At 45.6% G+C, this 12,154-nt stretch carries 10 protein-coding genes and 1 pseudogene; 7 read left to right on the plus strand and 4 right to left on the minus strand.

The annotated features are described in order from the left end of the window. Positions 1-171: 171 nt before the first annotated feature. The 4 genes and pseudogenes from Xbed_RS06395 to Xbed_RS06410 all read right to left on the minus strand — a co-directional run bounded on the left by Xbed_RS06395 (position 172) and on the right by Xbed_RS06410 (position 4,112). Positions 172-1,509, minus strand: a complete 1,338-nt coding sequence (locus tag Xbed_RS06395; RefSeq protein WP_086112090.1) for an NCS2 family permease — start codon at positions 1,507-1,509, stop codon at positions 172-174. 276 nt (positions 1,510-1,785) lie between these two features. Further along, a pseudogene (locus Xbed_RS20130) lies at positions 1,786-1,974 on the minus strand (DUF6402 family protein); the annotation flags it as partial. Positions 1,975-2,258: 284 nt separating this feature from the next. Further along, positions 2,259-3,008, minus strand: coding sequence for an FCD domain-containing protein (locus Xbed_RS06405; protein WP_086112091.1), 750 nt, complete (start codon positions 3,006-3,008; stop codon positions 2,259-2,261). A 120-nt stretch (positions 3,009-3,128) separates the two neighbouring features. After that, on the minus strand, positions 3,129-4,112 hold the full coding sequence (locus Xbed_RS06410) for a TRAP transporter substrate-binding protein (RefSeq protein WP_086112092.1): 984 nt from the start codon (positions 4,110-4,112) through the stop codon (positions 3,129-3,131). Between the two features lie 265 nt (positions 4,113-4,377). Between Xbed_RS06410 and Xbed_RS06415 the strand changes: the two genes are divergently transcribed. The 7 genes from Xbed_RS06415 (at position 4,378) to Xbed_RS06445 (ending at position 12,059) form a co-directional block, all read left to right on the plus strand. Beyond that, a complete protein-coding gene (locus tag Xbed_RS06415; protein WP_086112093.1) occupies positions 4,378-4,884 on the plus strand; it encodes a TRAP transporter small permease in 507 nt (168 codons plus the stop codon). A 17-nt stretch (positions 4,885-4,901) separates the two neighbouring features. Next, the gene (locus tag Xbed_RS06420) at positions 4,902-6,200 is read left to right on the plus strand and encodes a TRAP transporter large permease (RefSeq protein ID WP_086112094.1); all 1,299 of its coding nucleotides are present in this window, start codon (positions 4,902-4,904) and stop codon (positions 6,198-6,200) included. Positions 6,201-6,258: 58 nt separating this feature from the next. Beyond that, positions 6,259-7,458 (plus strand): mannonate dehydratase, encoded by a 1,200-nt coding sequence (uxuA, locus tag Xbed_RS06425; RefSeq protein WP_086112095.1) that lies wholly within the window; start codon positions 6,259-6,261, stop codon positions 7,456-7,458. Positions 7,459-7,520: 62 nt separating this feature from the next. Then, a complete protein-coding gene (locus tag Xbed_RS06430; RefSeq protein ID WP_086112096.1) occupies positions 7,521-8,996 on the plus strand; it encodes a fructuronate reductase in 1,476 nt (491 codons plus the stop codon). Between the two features lie 13 nt (positions 8,997-9,009). After that, entirely contained in the window at positions 9,010-10,449 is a 1,440-nt protein-coding gene (gene uxaC / locus Xbed_RS06435; RefSeq protein WP_086112097.1) for a glucuronate isomerase, read from the plus strand. Between the two features lie 3 nt (positions 10,450-10,452). After that, the gene (locus tag Xbed_RS06440) at positions 10,453-11,427 is read left to right on the plus strand and encodes a sugar kinase (protein WP_208612203.1); all 975 of its coding nucleotides are present in this window, start codon (positions 10,453-10,455) and stop codon (positions 11,425-11,427) included. 2 nt (positions 11,428-11,429) lie between these two features. After that, positions 11,430-12,059 (plus strand): bifunctional 4-hydroxy-2-oxoglutarate aldolase/2-dehydro-3-deoxy-phosphogluconate aldolase, encoded by a 630-nt coding sequence (locus Xbed_RS06445; protein WP_086112098.1) that lies wholly within the window; start codon positions 11,430-11,432, stop codon positions 12,057-12,059. Positions 12,060-12,154: the final 95 nt, after the last annotated feature.

The raw sequence follows: 12,154 nt of genomic DNA on the forward strand, positions 1-12,154 counted from the left end.
TTAAAAGCCAATGAATAATCACGCTGAGTGCGTTTACTTTCTGATTTCATAACACTCTCCTAAAGAGATGAAGGAAAGTGTCAACTTTATTTAGGACGGGACAAAATAAAACAAAAAGCCTGGCACGAATATCGGTCAGGCTTTTTTCCACTTATCCCGTCTCAATCGTGTTTAATGAGCATCCACAAACACCATTTTCAAGACAAACAGTAGCGTCACAACAAAAACGCACGGGCCAATCTCACGCCATTTACCGGTGCCCAGTTTCATCGCACAGTAGGCGATAAAACCCAGCGCAATGCCTTCGGTAATGGAAAAACTAAAGGGCATCATCACGGCGGTGATAAATGCGGGGACGGATTCAGTCAGATCATGCCATTTAACCCGCGTCAGGCTGGAAGTCATCAAAACCCCCACGTAAACCAACGCACCCGCTGTCGCATAGGCTGGCACCATACTCGCCAAGGGAGAGATAAACATCACCAGCAGGAATAAAATGCCGACCACCACCGCCATCAAACCAGTACGGCCACCCACAGAGACACCTGAGGAGCTTTCGATATAGGCCGTCACCGAGGAAGTCCCGATGTAAGAACCGGCGACCGAACTGATGCTGTCTACATATAATGCCTGTTTCATGCGGGGAAACGTCCCGTTACTGTCTGCAATCCCGGCTTTATCCGTCACACCGATCAAGGTGCCGGAAGAGTCAAACAGGCTCACCAACATAAACGAGAAAATCACGCCTGCCAAAGCGATATCCAAAGCCCCTTTCACATCGACATTACCCACCACGCTCATCACGCTGGGAGGCAGGTCAAAAATACCGTGATATTCGACATACCCCATCATAAAGCCGATGCCGGTTGTCGCTACGATAGAAACCAACACCGCAGCATGAAAATGGCGGGCGGCTAAAATGGCAATGATGAAAAAGCCCAGAGCACCCAATAGGACGTTATGAGAAGCAAAGTTGCCAATTGAGACGATCGTGTCAGGATTTGGCACGATAATGCCCGCGTTTTTCAGCCCCATCATCGCGATGAAAAGGCCGATCCCACTAGTAATGCCCACTCGCAGGCTTAACGGGATATTGGCAATCATCCAGTAACGGATGCGAAAGAGCGTTAAAATCAACAATCCTACCGCGCCCCAGAAAATCGCCCCCATGGCAACCTGCCACGAAATGCCCATCGCACCGACGACGACAAAGGCAAAAAACGCATTCAGCCCCATAGCGGGAGCAACAGCGACCGGTAAGTTAGCCACCAACCCCATCATAATGCTGCCCACTGCGGCAATTAAGCAGGTAGTGACAAATACCGCCTTAATATCCATGCCCGCCACCGCCAAAATCTGTGGGTTAACAAAGACGATATAAACCATGGTCAAAAAGGTTGTCAGCCCGGCGATCATTTCAGTTCGAACCGTCGTGCCATGTTCCTCTAATTTAAACACGCGCTGGAGCAAGCCCTGACGGTTCACAGAGCCAGAAGTTATTGTGTTCATGTCATTTGATTTCCTAAAAAGCGAAGTTTTCGATTTATCCTACAGGAAACCCATACAAATCGTTACCCTGAAATACCGAAAAAAGAAAACGTTTGCGGAGCGCTTAATCAAGAGGTTAATCAGCTTGGGTATCACGGGGAATAAGGCAGGAAGCCTTTCGCTTTTTTGCTGGCATAATTCGAGCCGTTTTTTCATGTGTTTTTCAGAATAGTTTTTTTCTTTAAAGCACCACTTAATACTTTGAAAAATAATAAAAAAGACTCTGAAACTTAGAGACTAAACAGAGATAAACATGAAAAAAACATCTTTACTGTTTAATTTATCCACATATCCCTTAACAGCCACTTTCATATTGGAATTGCCCATAGCTCCATACCAATCGTCAACCGTATCCAACTTAGAACCAAATTGCCTAACATTGACTACTGAAAACGTGTCTATTTCCCGTATATCCTTTTCATATCCTAATTCTTTTTTCCCACCTTCTTTTAATACACCTCCTCTTAAACAAAATCAGATAATTACCTATTTTAAATTTCAGGTAATACCCTAAATAAAGGCTTTTATTTACCTGCCAGAAGATATCCTCTGAAAATCTTTTTAGCCACCTCACCCATGCATTCGATACACAATCCACTGAACTCCTTGTCATGACTGAGTTTGTGGCAATTCACACCATGTTTGTGGCAATTCATACCGTATAGTATTAAACAACCACCGACTGAAGTCGGTGGTTGTTTAATTTAAATTCACTTTCCAATACCAACCGGATAAGACTCAAACAAATATCCATCAAAATTAGGGTCATCTATATCTGATAATTCAAGCAAACTCTGCTTCACATTTTCTAAATGTTGCCACATCGTTTGCTTCGCTGCCGTGGGATCTTTTTTGATCATCGCCGCCAAAATGGCCTGATGATCATTCAGCCACTCTTTACGATAATCGGTATTGGTAATTCGACTATGTAACTTTATCCATATGGGATTATTCTCACGCCACTCCCAAGATTGCTTAAGCAATTCAACTAACATGCTGTTATGTGTTGCCTGCGCAATGGCTAAATGAAACTCCCTGTCACCGGATTCACTTTCTCCCGAAATCAGATCATTTTTCTCTTTTTCCAATGCATTGCGCATATTGGCAATATCAACCGGAGTCACCTGGAGCGCGGCAAACTCAGCAATATTACTTTCCAATAATTGGCGCGCTTGTAATAACTCAAAAGGCCCTGCGGCATTAATGATTGTATCGCTTGAACAAGAGCATGGTAGTCGGATGAGATAAATACCCGAGCTTTTGCGTACTTCAATCAGGTTTTCCAGTTCCAGTACAATTAACGCTTCACGGACAAGCGTGCGTGAAACGCCGAACTTTTCTGCAATTTCACGTTCTGTAGGTAGGCGATCACCCGAAGAATAATTCATATCTATAATCATCTGACGTAATGATTGGGCTACTTCATGATAGGGACGCCTGGAGTCTGCAAAGTTCATCATTTAATGCCGCCGTAAGGTAATATACTTAAATGAAACGACTAAAAATGATGTTATTCTAAGGCATCAATGTCAAAAATATAACCACCTATTATTGTTACAATAAGTGGTTTTGAGAGAAAACTATTCTACTTTACGTACTCGCTTTACCATTTCGAATAATTCCGGGTGGGTCTCAGCCATCTTGTCATACATGGGGTTAACCGCGTTTTGAAAAAGGGTTTTATCCACGTGAATAAACTCAACACCTTGTTTTTCTGCTTTAGCCCGCTCTTCTTTTTCTGATTTTTCCCAAAGTTGAATCATATATTTTGAGGAATTCAGCGCCGCTTTTTTCACAATTGCTTGCTGTTCAGTGGTTAATTTATTCAACGAATTGTTCGATATTAACAGGACATCAGGGATCATCGTATGCTCATCCAGAGAAAAGAATTTTGTCACTTCACTATGGCGGCTTAGCGTAAAAGAAGGAATGTTGTTCTCAGCCGCATCCACAACCCCCTGTTGCAATGCAGTATAGAGTTCACCATAAGCTAATGGTGTTGGATTTCCCGCCAATCCTTTTACCAGCGCAATGGCTGAGGGACTGGGTTGTACGCGAATTTTCAGCCCCTTCAAATCTTCAGGCGTTCTGATCGGTTTTTTCGCATAAAAACTGCGTGCGCCTGCATCATAGTAAGTGAGACCAATAAATCCCATATTTTGACTTGAATTGAGGATTTCTTTACCGATATCGCTATTCATGACTTGTTGATAATGCGTTTTATCACGGAATAAATAGGGCAGGTTAAAAATAAAATAAGCGGGAGAGAAGGCTTCTAATTCTGCCGCATTAGATTTGGCAATATCCAGAGCGCCGTTTTGCATCAATTCGATGGATTCACGTTGGTTGCCCAATTGGGAATCAGAATAGATGCGAATACGAACTTCTCCGTTGGTTTTTTCTTTCACTTCGTCAGCGAACTGGGTCATGGCCTGATGGACAGCATGGCTCCGGCTCTGGTTATGGCTGAGTTTCAGCGTTGTCACCGCGCAAGCCTGAGATGCCCCCAGCACCAACATGACCCCCGTCGCCAGGCTTAAAATCTGTCGTTTGCTGTTCTGCATATTTGGTTCTCCAGAGATGAGATGTAGGTTGTTTGTTATTTTATGCGGATAAAGAATAAACAGATCACACTCCTTGGGCAAAGGATAAAAACCCAATTGGTCTACCATGATCGCAAAAATAGATATTATTGGTTGATCTTATGAGTTTGTGATCTATATCACTCTCTTTCAGAGACTTATTTTGATGTTTTAGTACGAGCAGTATAGATTTTAATCTTTATGTGGCTTTTAATTGGTAAACCAAAATGGCAAAAAGGGAATGTAAATGAAAAACCTTGTAGCGATGACCAATAAGAGTTTGGCATTTTTTACCATCTGCCTGCTGGCTTTTCTGGTTTTATGCGTGTCATGGCAGGTCATTTCACGCTATGTCTTCAGTGCACCGAGCACCGAAACCGATGAACTGGCACGCTATCTGTTTATGTGGGTTGCAATGATTGGGGCTGCATATACAACCGGGCAGCATCGCCATCTTGCTATCGATCTGCTGATAATGAAATTAACGGGAGTAAAGAAGAGTATTGTCGGTTTGATTATTCAGGCCGTCATTATTTCATTTTCTGCCATTGTGTTGCTTTATGGCGGCAGCCTTCTTGTTGCATCAACACTGGAAAATGGTCAAATCACACCCGTATTAGGTTGGAAGATGGGATACATCTATTTATGTTTGCCCATCAGTGGAACATTGATGATTTTCTATGCGATCGCCGATGTCATCTCTATCGTGCAGCATTTTTCTGGTCAACCACCTGTTGTCATTGAGAATCATTAACGCGTGGAGATAAGGGTATGGATTGGTATGTCATTGCCGCACTCTTTGGCACATTTGCCATATTACTGGTATTGAGTGTCCCCGTTTCTTTTGCAATCGGATTATCTTCGTTAGTGGCTATTACGATGACATTGCCGCCGGCTGCGGCAATCACAGTTGTAGCACAACGCATGGCGGTGGGAGTAGATAACTTCTCTTTATTAGCCATCCCGTTCTTTATCCTGGCCGGAAATATGATGAACCAAGGTGGAATTGCTGCACGTTTGATTAAGCTGGCTCAAGTGATTGGCGGCCGTTTGCCGGGATCACTAATGCACGTCAATATCATGGCGAACATGCTTTTCGGGGCAATTTCAGGCTCGGCCGTGGCATCTGCCGCTGCGGTCGGGGGAACAATGGCACCGATGCAGAGAAAAGAAGGTTACGATCCTGAATTGTCTGCTGCTGTGAATATCGCTTCTTGTCCTTCGGGTTTACTGATCCCACCCAGCAATACCCTGATTGTGTACTCGTTGGTTTCGGGCGGGACATCGATTGCAGCCTTGTTTTTAGCGGGTTATATCCCGGGCATTATTATGGGCGCTTCACTCATGGTTGTGTCTGCCGTTATTGCCAAGAGGAAGGGCTACCCTGTTGCACCCCGGCCAACATGGCGCGAATTTTTTGATACCGCGTGGAAAGCAATACCGTCATTAATGCTGGTTGTGATCATTATGGGCGGGATTATTGCCGGGATCTTCACTGCGACAGAAGCATCGGCCATTGCCGTTCTCTACAGCTTTATTCTCGCAGTGGTTATTTACCGTGAAGTGGGTTTCAAACAACTGCCCAAAATTATTCTTGATTCCGCCGTCACCACGTCGATTGTTTTACTGTTGATTGGCGTATCAATGGGTATGTCCTGGGCGATGGCCAATGCTGATCTGCCGTATCTGATTGCGGATACGTTGATGGCGCTGTCCGATAACCCACTGACCATTTTGCTGGTCATTAATGTCATCTTGCTGATAGTGGGCGTCTTTATGGATATGACACCTGCCATTTTGATCTTCACGCCGATTTTCTTACCCGTTGCGATGAGCATGGGTATCGATCCTGTCCATTTTGGCATCATCATGACATTTAATCTGGCCATTGGAATTTGTACGCCTCCCGTTGGCAGCGCTTTATTTGTAGGTTGCTCTGTGGGGGACGTCAGTATTAATCAGGTATTGAAGCCCTTGCTGCCGATGTATCTTGCGCTGATCTCAGCGCTGGCACTGGTGACATACCTGCCACAATTGAGTTTGTGGTTACCTGCATTAATTTTGGAATAGTTCACAAAAGAAATAGTTCACTAAAGAAATAGATCATTGAAATAATGATGGGGGAATTATGAAACAAACCTGGCGTTGGTATGGGCCGGAAGATCCTGTTTCATTAGCGGATATCCGTCAGGCAGGAGCGACCGGGATTGTGACGGCCTTGCACCATATTCCTAATGGCGAAATCTGGCCTGTCGGGGAGATAGAACAGCGTAAGGCACTAATTGAAGCTAATCAACTTGAGTGGATAGTGGTAGAAAGCGTTCCCATTCATGAAGATATTAAGACGCATACCGGAGAGTACGATCAATGGATAGAAAACTACCAGCAAACCTTGCGTAACCTCGCCGCCTGCGGGATAAAAACAATATGCTACAACTTTATGCCTGTTCTGGACTGGACACGCACTGATCTGGCCTATGAGTTACCTGATGGCTCAAAAGCGCTGCGTTTTGACCAAATTGAATTTGCTGTTTTTGATATCCATATTTTGCAACGGCGTGGGGCAGAAACAGCGTATCCCGATGATGAAATTGTGCAAGCACAATCACGCTTTGCCGCAATGACAGAAGAAGAAAAACAGCAACTGACAAACACCATCATAGCGGGTCTCCCCGGTGCAGAGGAAGGCTATACCTTAGAACAATTTCGCCAACACCTAAAACGTTATGCAGGAATTAATAAGGCCAAATTACGTGAGCATTTTGCTTATTTCCTGCAAAAGATCATTCCGGTTGCGGAAGAGAGCGGTATCAAAATGGCGGTTCATCCTGATGATCCACCTCGTGAAATCTTCGGCCTGCCACGCATTGTTTCGACGATAGAGGATATGCGCTGGATAGCCGGAACCATAGACAGCAATGCCAATGGCTATACGATGTGCACGGGATCTTATGGCGTGCGCGCAGATAATGATGTGGTGAAGATGTTCAAAGCATTTAGTTCCCGCATCTATTTTCTCCACTTGCGTTCAACCTTACGTGAAGAAAACCCGTCAACATTCCACGAAGCAGCGCATCTTGCGGGTGATGTCGATATGTATGAAGTGATCAAAGCGGTTGCGGAAGAGGAGCATCGCCGGTGGGTGGCGGGTGAAAATCACCTTATTCCGATGCGGCCTGATCATGGCCATCAAATCCTGGATGATTTGCAAAAGAAAACTAACCCGGGTTATTCGGCAATCGGACGACTGAAAGGGCTGGCTGAAATTCGCGGCCTTGAGTTGGGCATTCATCGTGCCTTTTACCAAAAATCATTTCCGGGCCATTAGACCCTGAACCCGGCATGGTCGTGGATGAATGTGACTCACGACCACTTATTTGCGAGTCCATCATGGAAAAAAATCTTGTCAATGCGATAACGTCTGTCCCATGCCCGCCGTGGACAACAGAGCGCCTGACTTCCCGTATTGTCCATTTAGGATGCGGTGCATTTCATCGGGCACATCAGGCGCTTTATACACACCATGTATTAGAACAAACAGACAGTGATTGGGGATTCTGTGAAATTAACCTGATGCTAAACGGCGTTGCACTGATTGAAAATCTTAAAAAACAATCCATGCGTTACACCGTTGCAGAGAAAGGGCAGGAGGGCGTCAGATTAAAAATTATTGGTTCAATGAAAGAAGGGATGCACCCATTAATTGATGGTGTTCAGGCGATTATCGAAAAAATGGCTGCCCCTGATGTCGCCATCATCTCTTTGACAATAACGGAAAAAGGATATTGTATCGATGCCACAACAGGGCGTTTAGACCCCAATAACACATTGATAATTAAAGATATTGCCAATCCCGAATTGCCAAGATCAGCTATCGGGTATATCACGGCGGCATTAAAATTGCGTTTTGAACGCCGGCTAGCTGCTGTGACGATTTTGTCGTGCGATAACGTTCGGGAAAACGGGCATGTTGTCCGTGAAGCCGTCTTGGGTCTGGCGCGTTTGCAGGACGAAAAATTGGCACAATGGATAGAAAACCAAGTGACATTTCCCAACACGATGGTGGATCGTATTGTGCCGGCTGCGACACCAGAAACGCTAACCGAAATTGCCCAACGACTGGGAGTTGAAGATCCTTGCGCCATTGCCTGTGAACCTTTCCGGCAATGGGTGATTGAAGATAAATTCGTGAACGGGCGTCCGGATTGGGATCTTGCCGGTGCGCAATTTGTGGATGATGTGGTGCCATTTGAAATGATGAAATTGCGCATGTTAAATGGCGCTCATTCATTTCTGGCCTATCTGGGCTATTTGGGCGGCTATGCGCATATCTCCGATACGATGACCAATGCCGATTATCGTCGGGCAGTGTATGCACTGATGCGGAATGAGCAAGCGCCAACACTGTCAATGCCTGAAGATATCGACTTAACGGCCTATGCGGATACATTGATCAAACGGTTCACTAACCCGGCGTTAAAACACCAGACAGGGCAAATTGCGATGGATGGCAGTCAGAAATTGCCACAACGCATGATTGATTCCATTGAATGGCATCTCGTGCAGGGCAGCGATTATCGCCATTTAACGCTTGGAGTGGCCGGTTGGATGCGTTATATCAGCGGCTTGGATGAGCAAGGGCAACCTATCAATGTGCGTGATCCCTTAAAAGAAACCTTTGCTGCGATTTTTGCCAGATACGGCAATTCGGCTGCTGTGGCAGAAGATGTGGTGAAAGCGCTACTGGCCATTGAATCGATCTTCGGTCAAAAATTGGTAAACAACCGTGATTTTGTCAATAACGTCACCCAGGCTTACCAGAAATTGCTGAATGTCGGTGCAAGGCAAGCGGTTTCTACCCTTTGAACAGGAAAACATAATGAAAACTTTTATGTGTGAAAATTTCCTGCTAAATAATGACGTTGCCCGCCGCCTTTATCATGATTACGCTGCGTTGATGCCTATTTATGACTATCACTGTCATCTCAATCCAAAAGAGATTGCGCAAAACCGCCGTTTTCACAACCTGGGTCAAATCTGGTTGGAGGGCGATCATTATAAATGGCGTGCGATGCGTGCGGCAGGGATTGAAGAGGCGCTGATTACCGGAGCCAAAAGCAGTGATTACGAAAAATATCTCGCATGGGCGAAAACGGTTCCCCTGACGATCGGTAATCCACTTTATCACTGGACACATCTGGAATTGCGACGCCCATTTGGTATCAGCGGAAAATTATTCGGGCCTGACACCGCAGAAGCTATCTGGCATGAGGCGAACGAAAAGCTCTCTCAAAGCGAATTTTCTGCCCGTGGCATTATGCAGCAAATGCAGGTACGAATGGCGGGAACAACGGATGATCCCATTGATTCTCTCGAATATCATCAACAGATCGCTAAAGACAAAGACTTTACGATCCAAGTATTACCAAGCTGGCGTCCGGATAAAGTGTTCAAAATTGAGTTACCGGGTTTTTGTGGCTATCTCGAAAAATTAGAAAAAGCCGCCGATGTCGTCATCAGGTGTTTTGCTGATTTATTGCAGGCATTGGAACGCCGCCTCAGACACTTTCAGGATCACGGTTGTGTGGCATCGGATCATGGTATTGAGCAGTTGCGTTATGCGCCGATACCTGACGAAAAAGTGTTAGACCTCATTTTGCAAAAGCGCAGGCAAGGGCAATTACTCAGTGAATTAGAAATAACACAATTCACGACAGCGGTACTGGTTTGGTTAGGTAAGCAGTACGCAAAACGCGGTTGGGTAATGCAAATGCATATGGGTGCTTTACGTAATAACAACACGCGTATGTTCAATTTGTTAGGTGCAGACAGCGGTTTTGATTCCATCGGGGATAATCATATCGCTTATCCATTATCCCGTTTGCTGGATGAGATGGATAAAACAGACCAATTACCGAAGACCATCCTCTATTGCTTAAACCCCCGCGATAATGAAGTGATCGCGACGATGGCCGGCAACTTTCAGGGCGGAAGCCTTGCGCAAAGCAGGAAAAATCCCGGGGGTAAAATCCAGTTTGGATCGGGCTGGTGGTTTAACGACCAAAAAGACGGAATGCAGCGCCAATTGGAGCAACTTTCTCAATTAGGTTTATTAAGTCAGTTTGTCGGGATGCTGACAGATTCACGGAGTTTCTTATCCTATACCCGCCATGAATATTTTCGGCGCATCCTCTGCAATATGCTGGGAAATTGGGTCGAAAATGGTGAAATACCCCATGATGAAAAAATGCTGGGGCAGATAGTTCAGGATATCTGCTTCAATAATGCTGAATGTTATTTTCAGGCCGTGAAGGATTAAAAGATGCAGATGCGGAAAATTGCCCTGATTGGCGAATGTATGATTGAGCTGCATGGCATCCCATTTGGTGCTATGACACAAAGTTATGGTGGTGATGTGCTGAATAGCGCGATTTATCTGGCGCGTGCCGCAGGCAATAGGCTTGATATCCACTTTGTCACGGTGATGGGAACTGAACCCTTGAGCGAAGCCATGATCTCACACTGGCGGCAAGAGGGGATTAATACTTCGTTAGTGTTGCGTGATAACAAACATCAGCCCGGTTTATACCTGATCCAAACGGATAAACAAGGGGAGCGCACATTTCTTTACTGGCGCAATAATTCGGCAGCGCGTTATCTGATGCAGCATTCTGATTACCCCCTATTGCGCCAGCAATTACAGAATATGGATGTGATTTATCTCAGCGGGATCAGCCTGGCTATCTTGCCCGAACATGATCGCCAATTGCTGCTCATTGATTTGAAAAAGCTATCTTCTGCGGGGAAAATGATTTTCTTTGACAGTAATTATCGTCCGGCCTTATGGGAAAATGAATCCCAAGCCCGTGAGTGTTATCAGCAAATTTATACCATCACGGATATCGCGTTAGTCACCGATGATGATGAAGCGAGTCTCTGGGGAGATACTTCCATTGAGGAAAGTCTCAACCGCCTGAAAAGAACGGGAGTTAAACGCGCCATTATTAAAGCGGGTGAACGAGGCTGTTTTTATCGTAACTTCAGCGGTTGTCATGCGACACAACATATTAAAACTCAACCTGTTACCTCTGTCGTTGATACCACATCGGCAGGCGATGCATTTAATGCGGGTTTTATCGCGGGGCTGCTAAACGGGAAATCTATTCATGATTCAGCATTAATGGGGCATCAGCTTGCGGGGGTTGTGATACAGCATAAAGGCGCGATTATTCCGCAGACAGCGACACAAGGGGTTATCGCCCATTTTTTTGATTCGAATAAAATCAGGGGAGAATAAAAATGCAAGAGATGACCCTACGTCTGCGTCAGATTAAAATCGTGCCGGTGATAGCCATTGAAGAGGCCAGAGATATCATTCCTCTTGGTCACGCACTCGCAGATAATGGCCTGCCTGTTGCTGAAATCACATTTCGTACCGGGAGTGCCGCCGAAGCGATTAGCCTGTTGAAAGCTGAACGGCCGGATATGCTGGTCGGAGCAGGAACCGTGCTTCATCGTGAACACGTTCGTCAGGCAAAAGCCGCTGGGGCAGAATTTGTCGTCTCACCGGGATTTAACCCGAACACCGTACAGGCATGTCAGAAAATCGGTATCCCCATCATTCCCGGCGTGAATAACGCCAGCACGATCGAACAAGCGCTGGGATCAGGCATTGATTTTGTCAAATTCTTCCCTGCGGAACCCTCCGGAGGAATTGCGATGATTAAAGCACTACTGGCACCGTACCCACAATTACAGGTCATGCCCACAGGCGGGATCAGTGTTAAGAACATCCGCGATTATCTTGCCATCCCACAAATTGTTGCCTGTGGTGGCTCCTGGATGATCAAACCACAGTTGATTCGGGATAAAGAGTGGGAAAAGATTGGTGAATTGGTGCGAGAAGCGGTGGAGTTGGTTCATGCCTGAATCATGTATCCGGGTTAGTTACGTACATTCGTGACTAACGTAGTTCAGTGCTGATTGCGGCAGGGACACTGCTACTGTTAACCACTGCGGTAATT

Source organism: Xenorhabdus beddingii, from assembly GCF_002127545.1.
Lineage (GTDB): Bacteria > Pseudomonadota > Gammaproteobacteria > Enterobacterales > Enterobacteriaceae > Xenorhabdus > Xenorhabdus beddingii.

Bases quoted from the DNA above. Each gene is read 5' to 3' on its own strand.
- Xbed_RS06395 (WP_086112090.1), bottom strand. From the start codon at position 1,509: ATGAACACAATAACTTCTGGCTCTGTGAACCGTCAGGGCTTGCTCCAG.
- Xbed_RS06405 (WP_086112091.1), bottom strand. From the start codon at position 3,008: ATGATGAACTTTGCAGACTCCAGGCGTCCCTATCATGAAGTAGCCCAA.
- Xbed_RS06410 (WP_086112092.1), bottom strand. From the start codon at position 4,112: ATGCAGAACAGCAAACGACAGATTTTAAGCCTGGCGACGGGGGTCATG.
- Xbed_RS06415 (WP_086112093.1), top strand. From the start codon at position 4,378: ATGAAAAACCTTGTAGCGATGACCAATAAGAGTTTGGCATTTTTTACC.
- Xbed_RS06420 (WP_086112094.1), top strand. From the start codon at position 4,902: ATGGATTGGTATGTCATTGCCGCACTCTTTGGCACATTTGCCATATTA.
- uxuA (WP_086112095.1), top strand. From the start codon at position 6,259: ATGAAACAAACCTGGCGTTGGTATGGGCCGGAAGATCCTGTTTCATTA.
- Xbed_RS06430 (WP_086112096.1), top strand. From the start codon at position 7,521: ATGGAAAAAAATCTTGTCAATGCGATAACGTCTGTCCCATGCCCGCCG.
- uxaC (WP_086112097.1), top strand. From the start codon at position 9,010: ATGAAAACTTTTATGTGTGAAAATTTCCTGCTAAATAATGACGTTGCC.
- Xbed_RS06440 (WP_208612203.1), top strand. From the start codon at position 10,453: ATGCAGATGCGGAAAATTGCCCTGATTGGCGAATGTATGATTGAGCTG.
- Xbed_RS06445 (WP_086112098.1), top strand. From the start codon at position 11,430: ATGCAAGAGATGACCCTACGTCTGCGTCAGATTAAAATCGTGCCGGTG.